The organism is Bradyrhizobium mercantei (assembly GCF_001982635.1).
In the GTDB taxonomy this organism is placed as follows: Bacteria; Pseudomonadota; Alphaproteobacteria; order Rhizobiales; family Xanthobacteraceae; genus Bradyrhizobium; species Bradyrhizobium mercantei.
Genome location: NZ_MKFI01000002.1, coordinates 261,171 through 279,832, shown reverse-complemented (window position 1 = coordinate 279,832; position 18,662 = coordinate 261,171). Strand labels below are relative to the sequence as shown.

Genomic DNA, 18,662 nt, shown 5'->3' with positions numbered 1-18,662 from the left:
GTCTAGCGCCGCCATGACGGCGCGAGGCCCTCGCGCATCGCAAGCCGCCGCAGCGGGCCGAAGGCGCCGAGCAAATGCAGGCCGGCGGCACGCGCGGTCTGCACGCCGAGGAAGTCGCTGAGCAGCGAGCGGTTGGCGATGTCGATCGCCCAGGTCCGGCTGGCGACGTCGGGCCGCCGCGCCGCCTGATAGCGCGCCAGCACGTTCGGCGCGCCGGGATCCTCGCCGCGGCCGATCGCCTGGCCTGCGATCTCGGCGATATCGGCGGCGTCGCGCAGCCCCATGTTGAGGCCCTGCGCGCCGATCGGCGGCAGCACATGGGCGGATTCCCCGACCAGTGCGACACGGTCCCTGGCGAACTGCCGGGGCCGCTCGATCGCAAGCGGAAACACGTTGCGGCCGGGTTGGACCTCGACGCGGCCGAGAATGGAATGCGACTGGCGCTCCGCGGCGTCAGACAATTCGGCGTCACCAAGCGCCATCAGCCGCTCGGCCTCCTTGGGCATCGAGACCCAGACCACGCTGCTGCGGTTGCCGCTCAGCGGCACGAACACGCAGGGGCCGTGCTCGGTGTGAAACTCGGTCGAGATGTTGTTGTGCGGCCGGCTATGGGTGATGTTGAAGGTGAGGGCGGACTGCCCGAGCTCGCGGCTCGTCACCTCGATGCCGGCGGCCTCGCGGGATAATGAATTGCGCCCGTCGGCGCCGACCACGAGCCGGGCCCGCAGTGCGTGGCCCTGCCGCGTCGTCACGGTGACCCCGGCCTCGTCCGGCTGCACCGAAGCGGCCTCGTCGTCGAACCGGGTCAGTGCCGCCATCTCGCCGGCACGGTCCTCGAGCGCTGCGACCAGCGCGCGATTGTCGATGTTGAAGCCGAACTGCTCGCGGCCGATCTCGTCGGAGGAGAACCGCACCTCCGGCGCGCGGATCAGGCGGCCGGTGTCGTCGACCAGGCGCATGGTCTTCAGTGCCGCCGCCTTGTCGCTGCAACGGCGCCAGACGTCGAGCCGCTCCAGGATCTCGGTCGAGGCGCCGAGCAATGCGGTGGTCCGGTTGTCGGCATAGGGCACACGGCGCGCCAACAGCGCGGTCCGTGCGCCGGCATCGGCAAGCGCGATCGCAGCCGTCAATCCGGCCGGGCCGCCGCCTATTACGATAACGTCATAATCCTGCGAGCTGTCGGTCATATCAGGACATTTGACATGCTCCGCCCGATTTTCAAGCCATCGGTAACCACCAAGAGTTTCCAACGCCTTGCGCGGCGGAACGCCGCAAGACCGCATATGCAAAGCGGCCCGATTCCTGATAGCACTTCGGCCGATGGAGCATTCGAGCCAGCCCGATGCGTTGCCAGAACGGATGCGGACCGCCGCATTCTCCGTTCATATTTTCACGGCGCTCGGCGCCGGGGTGGCGCTGCTGGCGATGCTGGAGGCCGTGCGCGAGCACTGGGCCAACATGTTCGCCTGGCTCGGGGTCGCGCTGATCATCGACGGGATCGACGGCCCGCTGGCGCGCCGGCTCGACGTGGTGCGCCTGCAACCGAACTGGTCGGGCGAGGTGCTCGACCTGGTGGTTGATTTCGTCACCTATGTGTTCGTGCCGGCCTATGCGATCACCGCGAGCGGCATGCTGCTGCCGCTGGCCGCGCCGATCCTCGGCATCGGCATCGTGGTCTCCAGCGCGCTGTATTTCGCCGATCGCCGCATGAAGGCCGACGACAACCATTTCCGCGGCTTCCCGGCGCTGTGGAATGCGGCGGCGTTCTATCTGTTCCTGCTGCATCTGCCGCCGGTGCTGTCGACCATCGTGGTCGCGCTCCTGATCGTGCTGACCTTCGCGCCGTTCCATGTGCTGCACCCGTTCCGCGTGGTGCGGCTGCGCTGGCTGACGCTGTGGCTGCTCGCCGCCTGGGCGCTGCTCGGCGCGTATACGCTCGCGAATGATTTCGTGGTCGGAGCCCCGATCACGTTCGGTCTCTGCGCCATTGCCGTCTACATCGTCGGCAGCGATACATTGATCCGCAGGATGAAAGCCTTCAGAGCATGATGCAATTGATCACCAGCCCGGAAGCCTGGGCGGCGCTGTTGACCCTGACTGCGCTCGAGATCGTGCTCGGCATCGACAACGTCATCTTCCTGTCGGTGCTCGTCTCGCGGATCCCGCAACCGCAGGCCAATCGCGCGCGGCAGATCGGCCTGCTGCTGGCGCTGGTGTTCCGCATCATCCTGCTTAGCGTTCTGGTCTGGCTGATCGGACTGACCCAGCCGGTGATCACCGTCACGAGCGTCGCGCTGTCCTGGCGCGATATCATCCTGATCGGCGGCGGCCTGTTCCTGATCGCCAAGGCGACCCACGAGATCCATGCCGAGGTCGAGGCGCGTGACGTCGAGGAGAAGGACAAGCCGAGCCCCAACGCGTTCTTCTGGGTGATCGTGCAGATCATCATCATCGACCTCGTGTTCTCGCTGGACTCGATCATCACCGCGATCGGCATGGCGCAGGACATCGAGATCATGATTGCCGCGGTCGTGATCGCGTGCATCATCATGTACGTCTCGTCCGGACCGGTGGCGCGCTTCGTCGCGGAGCATCCGACCACCAAGATGCTGGCGCTGGCCTTCCTGGTGCTGATCGGCGTGGCGCTGGTGGCCGACGGATTCAGTTTCCACATCCCGCGCGGCTACATCTATTTCGCCATCGCATTCTCGGCCGCGGTCGAGGCGTTCAACGTCCTGGCCAAGCGCAACCGCAAGAAGGTGGCCGGCTAGCGCAAGATGAGCTTGGATCGAATCGGCTCGGCCACTTGCTTTACCTCTCCCGATGGGGAGAGGTCGATTTGCGAAGCAAATCGGGTGAGGGGCCGCAGCCCTATTGAGAGACCGTAACCCCTCACCCGGCGCGACGCGCCGACCTCTCCCTAGGGAGAGGTGAACCTCCACTGTTGGTCCAGCTCAACCTAATCTCATCAGGCTCCAGGCCAGTTCCGGGCTGCTTGGTTGACAAGGCGGGCCCGATGGCATTCGCTCGCTTGACGCGAGTTTTCTGAGGGGAGCGACGACATGACCAAGGCTGTGCGCGTGCACAAGGTGGGCGGCCCGGAGGTCCTGACCTATGAGGACGTCGAGGTCGGCCCGCCGGGGAACGGCGAGGTCCGGATCCGCCAGCACGCGGTCGGGCTGAACTTCATCGACGTCTATTTCCGCACCGGCCTGTACAAGGCGCCCGGCCTGCCGTTCGTCGCCGGCAACGAGGCTGCGGGCGAGGTTTTGGCCGTCGGCCCCGGGGTCACCAATTTCCATCCCGGCGATCGCGTCGCCTACTACTACAACCTCGGCGGTTACGCCTCCGAGCGCGTCATACCGGCGGACAAACTTGTAAAGCTGCCCGACCACATCACCTACGAGCAGGGCGCTGTGCTGATGCTCAAGGGGCTCACGGTCTGGTACCTCCTGCACAAGACCTTCAAGGTCGAGCAGGGCCATCGCGTGCTGATCCATGCCGCGGCCGGCGGCATCGGACTGCTCGCCTGCCAGTGGGCGCGGGCGCTCGGCGCGCATGTCATCGGCACCGTCGGCTCGAAGGCCAAGGCCGACCTCGCGCTCGCCAATGGCTGCGACCACGTCATCCTTTACAACGAGGAGAATTTCGTCGAACGCGTCAAGCAGATCAGCCGCGGCGAGCTTTGCGACGTGGTCTATGACGGCGTCGGAAAGACCACTTTCCCGGGGTCCTTGTCCTGCCTCAGGCCGCGCGGCCTGTTCGTCTCGTTCGGCAACGCGTCGGGCCCGGTGCCGCCATTCGCGCTTTCCGAGCTCAACAACCACGGCTCGCTGTTCGCGACGCGGCCCAAGCTCAACGACTATGTCGGCACCCGCAAGGAATTGCTCGAAGGCGCCGACACGCTGTTCGCCGCCGTGATCAACGGCAAGCTGCACGTGCCGATCAACCACGCCTATGCGCTGAAGGACGCGGCCAAGGCGCATATCGACCTGGAGAGCCGGGCGACCACGGGCGCGGCGATTCTCCGGCCGTAGTTTCAGCCGTCATTGCGAGGAACGAAGCGACGAAGCAATCCATTGTCCCGCATACGCGGAGAGGTGGATTGCTTCGCTTCGCTCGCAATGACGGCGGTGGCGGCTACGCCACCCGCCTTGCGGCGCCGACTTTCGTCAGCACCGTATCGAGGCAGTCGATCATCAAGGAAATCTCTTCCTTGGTGACGTTGAGCGCCGGCATGAAGCGCAGCGTGTCCGGCTGCGGCGAGTTGATCAGCACGCCGGCCGCGAACGCCTCGGCGACCACAGCGGCACCGATCGGCATCTTGAGATCGAGCGCGAGCAGCAGGCCGCGGCCTCTGATCTCGCCGAGCCCGTGCCGCGCCGACAGCCGCTGCAATTCGCGCTCGAGCAGCAGGCCGGCATCGACAACCGACTTCAGGAAATCCGGCTTACCGATCTGATCGAGCACGACGAGCCCCGCGGCGCACATCAAGGGATTGCCGTTGAAGGTGCCGCCCTGATCGCCGTGATCGAAGCACGAAGCGTGCTCGGTCGCGAGCAGCGCTGCGAGCGGCACGCCGCCGCCGATGCCCTTGCCGAGCGTCATGATGTCGGGTTCGATGCCGGCGTGCTCATAGCCGAACAGCTTTCCGGTTCGGCCGATGCCGGTCTGGATCTCGTCGACGATCAAGAGCAGGCCGCGCTGCTGGGTCAAAGCCCGCAACTCCCTGAGGAATGCATCGCTCGCAGGCCACACGCCGGCTTCGCCCTGGATCGGCTCCAGCATGACCGCGACCGTCGACGAGCTGATCAGCTGCCGCACCGACGCGATGTCGTTCAGCCGCGCTTTGCGGAAGCCCGACACCTTCGGCTCGAACAGCGGCTCGAATGCCTTCTTGCCCGAGGCCGACATGGTCGCGAGTGTGCGGCCGTGGAAGCCTCCCTCGAAGGTGATGATTTCGTGCGCGCCATTCTTGTACTTGGCGCCGAATTTCCGCGCCAGCTTGATCGCGCCTTCATTGGCCTCCGCGCCGGAATTGGCGAAGAACACCTGGTCGAAGCAGCTGTTGTCGACCAGCATCTTTGCCAGCTTCAGGCTCTGCTCGTTGTAGAACGCCGGGCTCGGCGTCAGCAGCCGCCTGGCCTGCGCGGCCAGCGCATCGGCCACGATGACCGGCGAATGGCCGAGCGGATTCACCGCCCAGCCCTGCACGAAGTCGAGATAGCGGTTGCGATTGGAGTCCCAGAGATACGAGCCGGCGCCGCGCACGAACACGACCTCCGGGCGGGCGGTGATGTCCATCAGCGCGTCGAACGGAGGGGTAGCGTTGGTCATGTCGATCTCCTCTGGGGTCAGTGTTGGGAAAAAGGGCAGGCCGAAAAGCAAGAAGGCCGCGCTTTGCGGGCGCGGCCTTCTCGAAAACCTTGGCTGATTATTCAAATCAGCGATGGCGTCGGACACGGCGCAGCCCAGCATCGTCGCAGGTGCGACGACGGTTGATGGCGCGGCGGTGGGTCCGGTTCAGCTTCATGGCGCAGGGCCATACAGCCGAAAGGGCGGTGGTGTCAAGCGGCAGGTGATATCGCACGCAGTCGGCTCGCGGAGCGTGTTAGACTGCGACGAGGCAATCTTGGAGTAATCTTGGAGGTGGGCCGTGATCAAGCTGCTGATCGAACGAGATCTTCCGGCCAATTTCGACGTGACCGATGACGCGCAGGCGGCGCGTCACGCGCGGATTGCGCTGGACGCCATCATCGCGACGCAGGGCAAGATGCACTGGCTCTGCACCTATGCGACGGACGATCGCAAGCTGTTCGGCCTCGTCGTGGTCGAGAGCGAGGCGGTCATCGATGCCTATGTGCGCAACGCGGGCATCGCCAGTTCAGTCCGCATCCATCGCGTGCTGCGGACGCTCGACCCGGCACTCGCCGCGCCGCCGACGACCAATTAGGCGGCGTCAGAATCCCGCGACGCTGCCATGCAGGTCGTACTCGTCCGAGCGTTCGATCTTGGCGGTGACGATCTCGCCGACCTTGAGCGGGCGGCGGCTGCTGAGATAGACGGCGCCGTCGATCTCCGGCGCGTCGGCCTTTGACCGGCCTTTTGCAACCGTCGGGCCGACCTCGTCGATGATCACCTGCTGGCGGGTGCCGACCTTGCGCTTCAGGCGCTTCGCCGAAATCTTCTGCTGCCGCGCCATCAGCGCATTCCAGCGCTCCTGCTTGACCTCGTCGGGCACGGCATTGGCAATCGCGTTCGACGTGGCGCCGGCGACCGGCTCGTATTTGAAGCAGCCGAGGCGATCGATCCCGGCTTCATCGAGCCAGTCGAGCAGATAGGCGAAATCGGCATCGGTCTCGCCGGGGAAGCCGACGATGAAGGTCGAGCGCAGCGTCAGCTCCGGGCATTGCTCGCGCCATTTCTGGATCCGCGCCAGCGTCTTCTCCTGGGCGGCCGGGCGCTTCATCGCGCGCAGCACGTCCGGGCTCGCATGCTGGAACGGGATGTCGAGATAGGGCAGCACCTTGCCCTCGGTCATCAGGCCGATGACTTCGTCGACATGCGGGTAGGGGTAGACATATTGCAGTCGCACCCAGGCGCCGAGCTCGCCGAGCTCTTTTGCCAGATCGTAGAATTTCGCGCGCACGCTGCGATCCTGCCACGGGCTCTCGGCGTATTTCAGGTCGACGCCATAAGCCGAGGTGTCCTGCGAGATGACCAGCAATTCCTTGACCCCGGCCTTCACCAGTCTCTCGGCCTCGCGCAGCACGTCGTTGGCCGGCCGCGACACCAGGTCGCCGCGCAGCTTCGGGATGATGCAGAAGCTGCAGCGGTTGTTGCAGCCCTCGGAAATCTTCAAGTACGCGTAGTGCCGGGGCGTCAGCTTGACGCCCTGCGGCGGTACCAGGTCGAGGTGAGGATTGTGCGCCGGCGGCAGCGCGCGGTGCACGGCGTCCAGCACGCTCTCATATTGCTGCGGCCCCGTGATCGAGAGCACGCCGGGATAGGCGCTCTCGATCTGCTCCGGCTCGGCGCCCATGCAGCCGGTGACGATGACCTTGCCGTTCTCGGCCATGGCCTCGCCGATCGCCGCCAGCGATTCCTGCTTGGCGCTGTCGAGGAAGCCGCAGGTGTTGACGATGACGATGTCGGCGCCGTCATGCTTGCGCGCGAGTTCATAGCCCTCCGCGCGCAGCCGGGTGATGATGCGCTCGGAATCGACCAGCGCCTTGGGGCACCCGAGACTAACGAACGAGATATGGGGCGCTCTTTCCATGAATCTTGCATCTGAATTGCTGGGATTGTGCGATCCAACTAATTGATCCGATGGCAAAATTCAACCACTGGCATGTTCCGGCGGCGATAAAGTTTTGTTCGTTCGTGACCATCTGGGATCCGCCAGTTCCTAGGGATGCCACAATTCAGCGCGCGTTACCGGCAAAAGAGCGAACATTTGCCAGCCAACGATAAAATACTGCTATCACTAGACGCATGATCCGAACGCACAACTGGATAGCGACAACCGGCGGTCCTCACTTGCTGATTGCTGATGAACAACTCTCTCATTGGCAGGGTATCGACGGATGGCGCGATCATAGAGATCCGGCTGACCAGAGTGACTATGCTCGTGCGTGCAGAGTAACGACTTGGCTGGGATCAGTTGCCTGCCACAAGGGCCGCGCTGTTGTGTTATCTGGCGATGCCGGCGACATGGCATGGTACAGCAATGGTCAGGGTGACGGAGGCTCTCTCGTCCAGTGGCTTGGCGTTGATGACGAACGACTCATCGAGCCTGCATTGCACACAGCGCAACTGCGGGACCTTCTGGCAAGTTCAGACGCTGAGCGGCTGGAATTTGAGACGGGTGCGTCCGGCGCAATGTGGCTGACTGATGCATCGGAGCGCGGCTCCGATCTGCGCGGCAATCATCAAGCTCTGGCGTTACGTCCAGGCAGTTACTTAGCAAAGGCTGCGTACCACTGCTCTGCCGGGCTGTCGATTGTCGTTCGCGAAATCCGTCGGATCAGCTCACCGCCCGACAAAGCTAGCTAGAGTTCGGAGCCAGACGACAACCGCGACCGGCGGTAGTCTTGTTTTGCGAATAGTCAGCTCAGAAGGTTTATATTCATTGTCTCAGGAGCAGCTGAGACTAACGAACGAAATATGGGGCGCTCTTTCCATCTGGTCGCCTGGAGCCTGATCTGAATTGTTCGGGTATAGCGATCCAACTAATTGATCTGACGGAAAAATTCAACCGCTACCCAAAGGGTGGATATCCGCCAATTTGGAATGGGTATTCAGTCGTCGGAGAGGACATTTTCGCCGTTCCAGAAACGACTGAGCTCATCCCACCGGCGCTTCGATTCAGGTTTAAGCCAAAATTCGAACCTTCTCGGATCGGTGCCTCTATTCAGAGAGATGTTCTGGATACCCTCGAGCAGACCAATCGTGGCGGCCTCCTTCACGTAGGAATCCCCTTGGCAATGCCATCGCTCAACCACATCGAAGACCGCTTCGAAATTTTGGGTTGCACCGGCGTCGAGCTGCTCCACGAGATGGTGAGCTAAATCTCCGAGCGCCACGTAGTATGGTAGGTCGTCCTCGCTACCTTCCCATTCGTTGACGAAAGCGTGCCAGGCCGGCACGAATGCCGGACACGCGACGAGCATTGGGTCGAACATGTCATTTTTGGTGATCATTGCCGGCAGAACTTAGCTGGCGGCGGAGCCCTCCGGCAAGGTACTGGTTGCTGGTTAGGATCGGAGGTCAATATGACTCTGCGGGAGTTGCTCACGTCTCGGCACGATTGGACTGAAGAGGAAGTCATCTATGTGGTCGAGCCTTGGAGCCCTGATGCCGAGGCACTCCTGATAAGTGAAGCACCCAGCGCGACCGACTCGATTTTTCGGTCGGGCAAGCACTATGCCTACTTCCTTGAGGGCTTCGTCGCTCGCGAATTTCTTGACGATCTGGGGGCATCGACAAGCGATGTCAGCCTGGAAGTCTGCGGTCGATTGATCCGCTACGCCATCGATGATGCATGAACGCCGTCGTCTTTCGGCGCGGCGGCCTCTTGCATATCTTTGAATCTGCCTGATTGATGGGCAGGAGCTAGTCCCAATTGCCGAGAATTACAACCCTTTCCGGGGGCTTCCGGCGTGATATGGATGGTCTTTGCCGGGCCTTAAGAGTTGTCGATGAGCGCTGAATCGTCTCCCAAGATCGTCATTGTCGACGAGAGCCCGATCCGTGCGGCCATCCTGGAGGAGGGGCTTCGGGAGGCCGGCTATACGGACGTGGTCCATATCAGCGAGATGCAGAGCCTGCTCTCGCGGATCTATGCGCTTGATCCCGAAATCATCGTCATTGACCTCGAGAATCCCAGCCGTGACGTGCTGGAACAGATGTTCCAGGTCAGCCGCGCCGTCCGCCGGCCGATCGCGATGTTCGTCGACCAGAGCGACGCCGCCTCGATCCAGGCCTCGGTGGAGGCGGGCGTCTCCGCCTACATCGTCGACGGCCTCAAGAAGGAGCGCATGAAGCCGATCCTCGACCTCTGCGTGTCGCGCTTCAATGCCTTCGCCAAGCTGCAGGACGAGCTCGACCGTACCAAGCATGCGCTGGAGGAGCGCAAGGTGATCGACCGCGCCAAGGGCATCCTGATGAAGGTGAAGGGGCTGACCGAGGAGGAGGCCTACGTGCTGATGCGCTCGACCGCGATGCGCGAGAAGAAGAAGATCGGCGAGATCGCGCAATCGATCCTGACGGCGTCGGAGCTCCTGAAATGACCACACCGTTGCACATCGGGTTCATTCCGCTGGTGGACGCCGCCGCATTGATCGTTGCTGCCGACAAGGGCTTTGCCGCGGCCGAGGGCCTCGACGTCACGTTGGTGCGCGAAGTGTCGTGGTCGAACGTCCGCGACAAGCTCAATATCGGCCTGTTCGACGCCGCCCATCTGCTGGCGCCGGTCGCGATCGCATCACACCTCGGGCTCGGCCACGTCAAGGTGCCGATCGCGGCGCCCTTCAACCTCGGGCTCAACGGCAACGCCATCACGGTATCGCCGGTACTACACGCCGCGCTGATGGAAGAGATCGACGGCGACCGCTTCGATCCGATGGCCACCGCGCAGGCGCTTGCCCGCGTGGTGGCAAAGCGGCGGAAGAGCGGGGCTGAGCCGTTGACCTTCGGCATGACCTTTCCGTTCTCGACCCACAATTATCAATTGCGGTTCTGGATGGCGGCCGGCGGCGTCGATCCCGACGAGGACGTCCAGCTCGTGGTGCTGCCGCCGCCCTACATGGTGGACAGTCTCGCCAACGGCCACGTCGACGCGTTCTGCGTCGGTGCACCCTGGAATTCGATCGCAGTCGATCTCGGCGTCGGCCACATCCTGCACTTCGTCTCCGACATTCTGCTCAGTGCGGTGGAGAAGGTGCTGGCGGTACGCCAGAGCTGGTCGGAGAAGCATCCCCAGACCGTGGCGGCGCTGGTGCGCGCGCATCTGCGCGCCGCCGAGTTCATCGAGCAGCCCGAGAACCGGGGCGAGGTCGCGCGCATCCTCAGCTCACCCGAGCGGCTCGGGGTCGATGCCAGCGTCATCCAGCGCACGCTCGATGGTCGGCTGAAGATCTCATCCGATGGCACCATGCGCGAAAGCGATCGCTATCTGCTGGTTGGGCGCGAGGCGGCCGCGCGGCCGGACCCGGGGCAGGCGGCCTGGCTCTACGCGCAGATGGTTCGCTGGGGCCAGACGCCGTACCGGCCGGAGGCGCTGAAGGCCGCCATGGCCGTGTTCAGGCCGGACCTCTACGACGCCGCGTCGGGGCGCCCGCTGGGCACCTCCAACGCCATCGGCGCGTTCACCGGCCCGCCGTTCGATCCGGCCGACGTCCCGGGCCACCTGGCGGCGTTCAGGATCGGGCGCTGGAAGCCCTGAACGGGCAGCGGCCGCCAGCTCCAGCCCCTTTGCATGGGGTTGTTTTCGAGATTTTTCGGTTGTTGCGGGACTGGCCCGGGTTCCCGACGCCTCGAATTGCAACGAATAAGATTCTCGGGCCTGCGCGCGAGAAGGAATATTCCTCTCGGAACCCGGTTCCCGGAGGCGGCGGCATCGCTATTTTGGCGGCCCGCTTGAATCTCTGCGCGAACGATATTCCATATGCGTGAGAATGGGGCGTTGGAGATCGACCATGCGCGAGCTATCGGCGGAAGCCCGCCTGCACTTTTACGCGCGACAAATTTCAAGGAAAACCGGGACCGGAATTCACACGGCGGCGCTGTACAGCGCCTTTGCCGTGATCGCGGCCATTGTGTTCGGCACGCTGTCCGTCCACCCGTTTTGAGGCCCTGAGAGAAACTGCGAAGCCGCCGTCTGATGTCCTCAGGCGGCGGCTTTGTGTTGGCTGGATGCTAAAGCATGATCCGGAAAAGTGCGAAGCGGTTTTCCGAAATGATCATGCTCAACAATAACCAATGCGCGATGACAATCGCGCTTTGGATGCTGACGGCTCAGTAGCCGTAGCCGCGACCATACCCGTAGCCGTAACCGTAGCCACCGCCGCAGGTGCTGCAGGTCTGTTGCACCGGCGCGTAGTAGGAATAGCCCGGCGAGACCATCTGGGTGCGTTCCTGGGTGGCGTATTGCGGCGCGATGCGCTCATAGGCGACGCCTTCGGGCGCGACCATCACGGTCTTCGGCACCATCACGGTGCGATACTGCGCCGGGGTACGATGGGCGACGACGCGGCCCGGCGCGACCATCACGGTTTCCTGCACCGTGCGATATTGCGGCGGCACGGTCTGCACCTGATAGCAGGTCGTGCAGGGCTGGGGCGGCGGCGTATAGCAGCTGTAGCAGCCGGCGGACGCCGCGCTGGTGAAGGCGGCGGTGGCAACCGCGGCAATGGCGAGGGAGAGGCTGGTGCGGAACATGCTTTCGTACCCAATTTCCTGAGAGGACAATCAAAGGCTCGGAAGCTGCACCTAGCAATCAAACGGCAAGTTTGGGTTTAAGAAGACTCTTAACGGAATCTAAAGGGCCGGCGCGGCGGCCGGCCCTCGTCGATTCGTGCACAGGCAGCTCAGTGCGCGGTCTTGAACGGCGCAACCGTGATGCCGGCCTGCTTCAGCGCTGCACGCAGATCGCGCGCGATCTCGACCGCGCCATGCGTGTCGCCGTGGATGCACACTGTATCGGTCTGCATCTTGATCACCTTGCCGGTGACCGAGACGACCGCGCCATCCTGCACCATCCGCACCACGCGTTCGGCGATCGCCTTGGGATCATGCAGGACGGCGCCGGGCTTCTTGCGCGACACCAGGTTGCCGTCGTCCTCATAGGCGCGGTCGGCGAACACTTCATGCGCCATCCGCAGGTTGGCGGCTTCGCCGGCGCGCACGAGCTTCGAGTTGGCGAGTACCACGAACACGAGGCTCGGATCGACGGCCTTGATCGCATTGGCGATCGCGCGCGCCGTCATGTCGTCCTCGCAGGCGACGTTGGAAATCGCGCCATGTGCCTTCACATGGGTGACCTTGTGACCGGCCGCGGTCGCGATCGCCTGCAATGCGCCGATCTGATAGGCGATCAAATTCTCGATCTCCGAGGATGTCAGCCCCGGCATTGGGCGGCGGCCAAAGCCATGCAGGTCGCGATAGCCGGGATGGGCGCCGACGCTGACACCGCGCGCCTTCGCGAGCTCGACCGTCTTGCGCATGATGTCGGCATCACCGGCGTGAAAGCCGCAGGCGACGTTGACCGAGGTCGCAAGCTCGATCATCGCGGCATCATTGCCCATTTCCCAGGGCCCGAAGCTTTCGCCGAGATCGCAATTGAGGTCGATGGTTGAGGTCATGACGATCGATCCGTTGTTGTTGATTGATTCAGGGTACCGCTACCTGCCAGGTCGAAGCATCAACCGCGCTGACGGCCTGACCTGCAACGTTCGCATCGCTCAAAGCCTCGATGTTGAGGCCGAAATCCTCGATGCCGCGCAGGCGATCGGGCAGGGAACGCAGCAGTGCGTGGAACTTGATCGCCTCGGCCTGCGCCTCCGCCATCGTCACCGCCTTGAAGCGGAACGGCCGGCCGGCCGAGATCTGCGCGAAGCGGCCGAAATCGGCCGTGATTACGGTCGCGATCTTCGGATAGCCGCCGCTGGTGCCGCGATCCGGCATCAGCACGATCGGCTGGCCGTTGCCGGGCACCTGGATGCTGCCGTTCACGGTACCGTCGGAGACGATGTTGTGGCCGTCGAGGTGTTTGATCACGGGACCTTCGAGACGATAGCCCATGCGGTCGCTGGTGGCCGAGATCTTCCACTCGCTGTCGAGGAACAGCTTCTTGTTGTCCTCCGCGAACTCGTCGTCCTGCGGGCCGAACACGATGCGGATCGGCGCATCGGTTGCGGCCGGCAATTCGATACGGCGTTCGGGTGCAGTGCTGGCGGCCTGTGTCTTCAATTCGTCGCCGCTTTGCAGCGGCCGCGGGTAGGGGCTGCCGAGCCCGGCGCGCGCATTCACCGCAAGGCTCCCGAACATCGGCTCGCCTTCGATGCCGTGCTCGATCGCGAGATAGCTGAACGAGCCGCCGCGCGCGAAGCCGAGATTGAGTGTCTCGCCTTCGGCAAGCGTCGCCGAACTGTCGAATGCAACCGGCCGGCCGCCGATATCCGCATTGCGCGGCGCGCCAGCGAGCCCGACACGTACGCCGCCGCCGCGCGCGGTGAAGGTGGCGCCGAACGGGCCGATCTCGATTGCCGCAGCAAGCGGCACGTTGCCGACCAGCGTGTTGGCGGCGGCCAGTGACAGCCGGTCCATCGCGCCGCTCGGTGTCAGGCCGTAGCGCTGCGACCCCGGACGGCCGCCGTCCTGCACCGAGCTTGCCGGTCCGATCGAGGCGACGACGAGCTTGCTCATGGCGTCACCAGTTCTGCGACGATCGCGCCAGCCTCGGCGGCGCGATCCTGTTCGGCAAACGTCTTGGCATCGATCGCCGTGAAGGTGATGGCGTCGCCCGGCTCCAGCAGGAAGGTCGGATCGCGATGCAGTTGGTAGGTCCTCACCGGGGTGCGGCCGAGCAGGTGCCAGCCGCTCGGGCCGGCCAGGCACTGCACGCCGGTCTGGATGCCGCCGATCGAGATCGTGCCGGCCGGGGTCAAGAGCCGCGGGTCCTTGCGTCGGGGCATGTGCAGGAACGCCTCCAGCCCGCTGAGATAGGACCAGCCCGGCGTGAAGCCGATCATGGCGACGCGATAGTCGCCGGCGACATGGCGCGCGACGATCTCATCGGGCGTGGTCTTGAGCGTCTTCGCGACATCCTCGAGATCGATGCCGTGCTCGCCGCCATAGCTGACGGGGATCCGCCAGCGCCGCGTACCGGTCTCGGTCGGCAGTGCCTTGGCGGCGTGCGCAAGCAGCTGCTCGCCGAGCGCATCGAAGCTGATCTGTACGGGATCGTAATGCACCAGCAGCGAGCGGTAGGTCGGCACGGTCTCGGTGATGCCTGCGATCGGCTCGGCCGAGATCACGCGGTCGAGCGCAAGCACCCGCCGGTTGGCGGCGTCGTCGATGGTGCGGCTGAATTCCACCGTGATGGCGGCATCGCCACTCGGCAAAAGGCGGGGAGGACTTAAGGGTTCGGCCATATGGATCAAGCGGACTTGGGTGGCCATCAAGCTAGCGTGTTTCGATCAAAAACGGAATTCGCTTCGTGCAAAATGATGCAGCAACTTCAATAAATTAATCGGTATGCCGGCGATAAATTTCGATGATCGGAGGATTCTTTCGCAGCCCTTGACGCAACGCCTTTGCCCGGCAACATGCGCCGGTCTTTTCCTCCCATCGGAGCAAGCTTTCCAGATGTCACTGTCCGCCGAAGCGATCGCGACGCTGTCGCACGTGTCCACCGCCACCATCACCACCGTCCTGCTCAAGAAGGGCCTGCGCAACATCTGGATGCGCGGCACCAAGCCCTTGAAGCCCGGGCAGAAGCGGCTGGTCGGCCCGGCCTTCACGCTGCGCTTCGTGCCGGCCCGCGAGGACCTGGCGACGCCGGAATCCTGGTCGTCGCCGATCTCGACCCGCACCGCGATCGAGGCGATGCCGGCGGGCTGCATCGCCGTGGTCGACGCCATGGGCATCACCGACGCCGGCATCTTCGGCGACATTCTCTGCGCGCGCATGGTCAAGCGCGGCGTGACGGCGCTGATCACCGATGGCGTGGTGCGCGACGTCGAGGGCGTGCTCGGGACTGGCCTGCCGGTGTGGTGCGACGGCTATGCCGCGCCGCCGTCGGTCGCGGGCCTGACCTTCGTCGGCTGGGGCGAACCGATCGGCTGCGGCGGCGTTGCCGTGTTTCCGAACGACGTGGTGGTGGCCGACCAGGACGGCGCGGTGCTGATCCCGCAGGCGTTCCTCGATCACGTGCTGGCGGAAGGGCCGGAGCAGGAACGGATGGAAGCCTGGATCGTCAACGAGGTGAACAACGGCGCCCAGCTGCCCGGCCTGTATCCGATGAATGCCGAGACCAAGGCGCGCTACGCCGCGACCAAGAAATAACGTCAAGAGAGGGAGGTAACCCCATGGATATCCACGTTTCCGGCTCGCGGCCGACCCGCCGCGCGCCGAAGGAGAATTTCACCGGCAGCGTGCTGCAGGACCCGATCAACATGGCGCCGGCGCCGGCCCGGCTGAACGCCTCGCGCGTGTCGTTCGAGCCCGGCGCGCGCACCGCCTGGCACACCCATCCGCTCGGGCAGACGCTTTACGTGATCTCGGGCATCGGCCGCGTGCAGGCCAAGGGCGGCCCGATCCGGGAAATCCGCCCCGGCGACGTCGTCTGGATTCCGCCGAACGAGAAGCACTGGCACGGCGCCTCGCCGGACAACGGCATGACCCACATCGCCATGCAGGAAGCGCTCGACGGCGTGTTCTCGACCTGGATGGAGCACGTCACCGACGAGGAATACAACGGCAAGGTCGGCTGAGCCCGCTGCCTCGACGAAAGAAAGAGCCCCGCAAGCTGCGGGGCTTTTTTATGCGCCGTCTGTAGCCCGGATGAAGCGCAGCGCAATCCGGGGGCAATCTTACCCGCGGCAAGAACCCGGATTTCGCTTCGCTGCATCCGGGCTACGAGGTCGAGCGATCAGTTCACCCGGGTCCAGGTCTGGCCGCCGCAGAACATGCCGCCGAATGCACAGCCCTGGACGCGCAGCGTGTCCGGGCTCTTCATCGCGATGGTGGAATCATACGTGCTGCCGCTGTTCGGATCGAAGATGCGGCCGCTCCATTTGTCCTTGCCCGGCTTCATGTTGATCAGAACCTGTTCGCCGTTGGCGTTCGATTTCTTGTCGACGGAGTAACCGCAGAGATTGGCGCCGCATTGCTCGATGCGGACCTTGCCTTCCTTCTCTTCGGTCAGCCAGACGCCGAGCGGTGAGTTGGCGGCTTGCACGGGACTCGCCGCCGGCTTGGGCACGGAGTTCGGCGAGGCGGCACCAACGGTTGGCGCTGCGGCGGGCTTTGCTGCAAGCGCCGGGTTTTGCTGCACAGCTGGCGGCGCGGGTGGCGGCGGTGCGGTCGCGGCCGTTGCCGAGGGAGGCGTGGCTGCGACGTTGGTGTTGGCCGGCTCCGTCGGCGTTACGACCGGCGCCGGCGGGACAGCGGCCTGATCAACGGCAGCCGGAGCGGGCGGTGCAGCCGCGGCGGGCGCAGCCTGTGAATCCGTCTTGGCGTCCGTCTTGGCGTCCTTCGGAGCCTTGCGCTTCTGCTCTGCGTCCTCGCCCTTGGCGCGCTTGGTGCGGCGGCCGGTATTGTCGTAGACGCCGGGGATCGAAACCGTTCCGCGATCCGGATCGATGCGGATGGTGCGGCCGCCATAATCGAAAGTGTACTGCGCTTGCGCCGTGGCCGTGCTCGCCAGCACGAGCGTGGCGATCGCCAGAAGCTTTCTCATTTCGACCTCCGGTGCAGGGAACCCCGTTCGCAAGGCTATCCGGTGACCGCCCCTTTGAACGTGTCCCAAATCACGGTCAGAACATGAGTCGTGTCCTTGCGGCTTAGGTTCAAATCCCGGGATTGCGGTCTGGTTTCAGGCCGTGTGTATCAATTTATGAGATCGTGAGCAGCTATTCGAACCACGCAGCATAGATCTTCGCGTAGCTGCCATCTTCATGCGCGATGTGAAGCCACTGGTCGACGAACGCCTTCAAGGCGACGTCGCGCTGCATCCAGTAGGCTTTCTCGGCGAAGTCGAACGGCTTGTCGGGATGCACAGCGCAGAGCACGCCGGGATGCAGCTTCTGCTGATAGAGCGTCTCGGAGGCATCGGTCATCATCAGGTCGGCGTCGCCGTTGGCGATCTCGTCGAAGATTTTGGTGTTGTCGTTGAACACGCGGATGTCGGCGGCCTTCACATTGGCACGCGCGAAGCGCTCATTGGTGCCGCCGGGATTGACGATGACGCGGGTGCCGGGCTTGTCGATCTCGGCGAGCGTGTCGTACTTGCCCTTGTCGGCGCAGCGCACGATCGGCGTCTTGCCTTCGCGCATGATCGGGGTCGAGAACAGCCCCTTCTTCTGCCGGTCGAAAGTGATGGAGATGCCGCCCATCGCGATGTCGAAATCGTCGGCTTCAAAATCCTTCATCATCTGCGGCCACGATGTCGGCACGAACTCGACCTTGACGCCGAGTGCCTTGCCGAGCGATTGCGCCATGTCGACGTCGAAACCGCGGAAGGTCTTGGTCTCCTTGTCGAGCGCCGTGAAGGGCAGGTAGTCGCCGGTCATGCCGACGCGCAGCGTGCCGCGCTTGACGATCTCGTCGAGCCGGGACGGAGCCGGCTGCGCATGTGCGGCAGACAGCAACAAGACGAGGGCCAGGCCGGCCAGCGCGCGAAACATCGGGGCTTTCTCCATTCGCGCGCCGACGGGCACGCATCGTGACTCAGGCTTCGTTATTGTTCTTGCTCGCCTGCATCAGCGTCGCGCTGCGGCTGATCATCTCGTGCTTGAAGTGCTCGAAGCGGCGTCGCGCTTCGGCCTCCCGATCGTCGACGAATTTGATCGCGGCGTCCCTGTCCATCGGGCCGTTGACCAGCGGGGTCGACCCTTCTCCGACAGTCTCGTCGACATAGTACTGTGCGCCGTCCTCGCGCACCGTCCAGCGGAAGCGCAGCGCGGCCATAGGACCCGGGCCGGACTTGGAATAGCCGTTGGCCTCGATCGGCTGCGGCGGCTGGATCGGCTCCGGCTCCGCCGCGCTCGGCTCGGGTTCACTCAGCTCGGGTTCACTCGGCTCTGGCTGTTCGACCGGCTCGGGCTCTTCGATCGGTGCCGGCTCGATCGCCGCCGGCTCGGCGGGCGCGACTTCGACGGATACGACTTCAACGGACACGACTGTAGCGGAGAGAGGTAGGGGCGGCGGCATTGCGATTGAGACCGGTGGCGCCTCAACGTCCTCGGTAGGTTTGTCCGTAGCCTTGTTGGGCGACTTGTCCTCCTCAGAAGATTTGGCCTTCTCGGGAGGTGTCGTCGTCTGATCGAGAATGCTCGCGATCGCGGCAAGCGCATTGTCGGTCGGGTCACTCACGGTTCGGTCTCCCAGGCATGACGCCGGCGGAATCGCGCCGACGCCCTTCCTATCTACCTGATCGG

22 protein-coding genes are annotated in these 18,662 nt (G+C 64.2%); 11 read left to right on the top strand and 11 right to left on the bottom strand.

All coding sequences use genetic code 11. The features are described from left to right. Nucleotides 1–2 precede the first annotated feature (2 nt). Complete coding sequence (locus BI327_RS08915; RefSeq protein WP_076859716.1) at nucleotides 3–1,187, bottom strand: UbiH/UbiF family hydroxylase; 1,185 nt, start codon at nucleotides 1,185–1,187, stop codon at nucleotides 3–5. A 133-nt stretch (nucleotides 1,188–1,320) separates the two neighbouring features. Here BI327_RS08915 and pcsA point away from each other — a divergent pair, with 133 nt between their 5' ends. The 3 genes from pcsA to BI327_RS08900 all read left to right on the top strand — a co-directional run bounded on the left by pcsA (nucleotide 1,321) and on the right by BI327_RS08900 (nucleotide 4,037). Beyond that, entirely contained in the window at nucleotides 1,321–2,049 is a 729-nt protein-coding gene (gene pcsA / locus BI327_RS08910) for a phosphatidylcholine synthase (RefSeq protein WP_076859714.1), read from the top strand. Next, nucleotides 2,046–2,771, top strand: coding sequence for a TerC family protein (locus BI327_RS08905; protein ID WP_076859712.1), 726 nt, complete (start codon nucleotides 2,046–2,048; stop codon nucleotides 2,769–2,771). Before pcsA ends, BI327_RS08905 begins: the two co-directional genes overlap by 4 nt. A 291-nt stretch (nucleotides 2,772–3,062) precedes the next feature. Then, the gene (locus BI327_RS08900) at nucleotides 3,063–4,037 is read left to right on the top strand and encodes a quinone oxidoreductase family protein (RefSeq protein ID WP_076859710.1); all 975 of its coding nucleotides are present in this window, start codon (nucleotides 3,063–3,065) and stop codon (nucleotides 4,035–4,037) included. A gap of 103 nt (nucleotides 4,038–4,140) precedes the next feature. Here BI327_RS08900 and BI327_RS08895 read toward each other — a convergent pair whose 3' ends face one another. Next, nucleotides 4,141–5,337 (bottom strand): acetylornithine transaminase, encoded by a 1,197-nt coding sequence (locus tag BI327_RS08895; protein ID WP_076859708.1) that lies wholly within the window; start codon nucleotides 5,335–5,337, stop codon nucleotides 4,141–4,143. A 319-nt stretch (nucleotides 5,338–5,656) separates the two neighbouring features. Here BI327_RS08895 and BI327_RS08885 point away from each other — a divergent pair, with 319 nt between their 5' ends. Further along, entirely contained in the window at nucleotides 5,657–5,953 is a 297-nt protein-coding gene (locus tag BI327_RS08885; protein ID WP_076859703.1) for a hypothetical protein, read from the top strand. A 6-nt stretch (nucleotides 5,954–5,959) separates the two neighbouring features. Here the strand turns inward: BI327_RS08885 and rimO are convergent, their stop codons facing one another. Next, complete coding sequence (gene rimO / locus BI327_RS08880; RefSeq protein ID WP_076859702.1) at nucleotides 5,960–7,279, bottom strand: 30S ribosomal protein S12 methylthiotransferase RimO; 1,320 nt, start codon at nucleotides 7,277–7,279, stop codon at nucleotides 5,960–5,962. A gap of 215 nt (nucleotides 7,280–7,494) precedes the next feature. On the opposite strand from rimO, the gene BI327_RS08875 reads away from it, so the two are divergent. Beyond that, nucleotides 7,495–8,055: an Imm21 family immunity protein gene (locus tag BI327_RS08875; protein WP_076859700.1), complete on the top strand. Its 561-nt coding sequence runs from the start codon at nucleotides 7,495–7,497 to the stop codon at nucleotides 8,053–8,055. A gap of 245 nt (nucleotides 8,056–8,300) precedes the next feature. On the opposite strand, the gene BI327_RS08870 is transcribed toward BI327_RS08875, so the two are convergent. Further along, nucleotides 8,301–8,702, bottom strand: coding sequence for a DUF7674 family protein (locus BI327_RS08870; protein WP_076859699.1), 402 nt, complete (start codon nucleotides 8,700–8,702; stop codon nucleotides 8,301–8,303). 72 nt (nucleotides 8,703–8,774) lie between these two features. Here BI327_RS08870 and BI327_RS08865 point away from each other — a divergent pair, with 72 nt between their 5' ends. The 4 genes from BI327_RS08865 (at nucleotide 8,775) to BI327_RS41290 (ending at nucleotide 11,351) form a co-directional block, all read left to right on the top strand. Continuing rightward, nucleotides 8,775–9,047 carry a hypothetical protein gene (locus BI327_RS08865; RefSeq protein WP_076859697.1) on the top strand — a complete coding sequence of 91 codons (273 nt, stop codon included), beginning with the start codon at nucleotides 8,775–8,777 and terminating at the stop codon, nucleotides 9,045–9,047. A gap of 153 nt (nucleotides 9,048–9,200) precedes the next feature. Next, nucleotides 9,201–9,791, top strand: coding sequence for an ANTAR domain-containing response regulator (locus tag BI327_RS08860; protein ID WP_028332037.1), 591 nt, complete (start codon nucleotides 9,201–9,203; stop codon nucleotides 9,789–9,791). Continuing rightward, complete coding sequence (locus BI327_RS08855) at nucleotides 9,788–10,945, top strand: CmpA/NrtA family ABC transporter substrate-binding protein (RefSeq protein ID WP_076859696.1); 1,158 nt, start codon at nucleotides 9,788–9,790, stop codon at nucleotides 10,943–10,945. The genes BI327_RS08860 and BI327_RS08855 overlap by 4 nt, the downstream gene beginning before the upstream one ends. Nucleotides 10,946–11,198: 253 nt before the next feature. Next, nucleotides 11,199–11,351, top strand: coding sequence for a hypothetical protein (locus BI327_RS41290; protein WP_167386855.1), 153 nt, complete (start codon nucleotides 11,199–11,201; stop codon nucleotides 11,349–11,351). Nucleotides 11,352–11,517: 166 nt separating this feature from the next. Here BI327_RS41290 and BI327_RS08850 read toward each other — a convergent pair whose 3' ends face one another. The 4 genes from BI327_RS08850 to pxpB form a co-directional block, all read right to left on the bottom strand. Next, on the bottom strand, nucleotides 11,518–11,940 hold the full coding sequence (locus BI327_RS08850) for a hypothetical protein (protein ID WP_076859694.1): 423 nt from the start codon (nucleotides 11,938–11,940) through the stop codon (nucleotides 11,518–11,520). A gap of 149 nt (nucleotides 11,941–12,089) precedes the next feature. Next, nucleotides 12,090–12,863 carry a LamB/YcsF family protein gene (locus BI327_RS08845; RefSeq protein ID WP_076859693.1) on the bottom strand — a complete coding sequence of 258 codons (774 nt, stop codon included), beginning with the start codon at nucleotides 12,861–12,863 and terminating at the stop codon, nucleotides 12,090–12,092. Between the two features lie 28 nt (nucleotides 12,864–12,891). Next, nucleotides 12,892–13,926 (bottom strand): 5-oxoprolinase subunit C family protein, encoded by a 1,035-nt coding sequence (locus BI327_RS08840; RefSeq protein WP_076859691.1) that lies wholly within the window; start codon nucleotides 13,924–13,926, stop codon nucleotides 12,892–12,894. Then, the gene (gene pxpB / locus BI327_RS08835; RefSeq protein ID WP_076860694.1) at nucleotides 13,923–14,654 is read right to left on the bottom strand and encodes a 5-oxoprolinase subunit PxpB; all 732 of its coding nucleotides are present in this window, start codon (nucleotides 14,652–14,654) and stop codon (nucleotides 13,923–13,925) included. Before pxpB ends, BI327_RS08840 begins: the two co-directional genes overlap by 4 nt. A 214-nt stretch (nucleotides 14,655–14,868) precedes the next feature. Between pxpB and BI327_RS08830 the strand changes: the two genes are divergently transcribed. Together BI327_RS08830 and BI327_RS08825 are read left to right on the top strand one after the other, a co-directional pair. Further along, nucleotides 14,869–15,567, top strand: a complete 699-nt coding sequence (locus BI327_RS08830) for a ribonuclease activity regulator RraA (protein ID WP_028332032.1) — start codon at nucleotides 14,869–14,871, stop codon at nucleotides 15,565–15,567. 23 nt (nucleotides 15,568–15,590) lie between these two features. After that, nucleotides 15,591–15,995, top strand: a complete 405-nt coding sequence (locus BI327_RS08825; RefSeq protein WP_076859689.1) for a (R)-mandelonitrile lyase — start codon at nucleotides 15,591–15,593, stop codon at nucleotides 15,993–15,995. A gap of 158 nt (nucleotides 15,996–16,153) precedes the next feature. On the opposite strand, the gene BI327_RS08820 is transcribed toward BI327_RS08825, so the two are convergent. The 3 genes from BI327_RS08820 to BI327_RS08810 form a co-directional block, all read right to left on the bottom strand. Continuing rightward, nucleotides 16,154–16,963, bottom strand: a complete 810-nt coding sequence (locus tag BI327_RS08820; protein WP_076859686.1) for a DUF2147 domain-containing protein — start codon at nucleotides 16,961–16,963, stop codon at nucleotides 16,154–16,156. A 172-nt stretch (nucleotides 16,964–17,135) separates the two neighbouring features. Further along, nucleotides 17,136–17,909: a transporter substrate-binding domain-containing protein gene (locus BI327_RS08815; protein WP_245334757.1), complete on the bottom strand. Its 774-nt coding sequence runs from the start codon at nucleotides 17,907–17,909 to the stop codon at nucleotides 17,136–17,138. A gap of 43 nt (nucleotides 17,910–17,952) precedes the next feature. Next, entirely contained in the window at nucleotides 17,953–18,597 is a 645-nt protein-coding gene (locus tag BI327_RS08810) for a hypothetical protein (RefSeq protein ID WP_143271562.1), read from the bottom strand. Nucleotides 18,598–18,662: the final 65 nt, after the last annotated feature.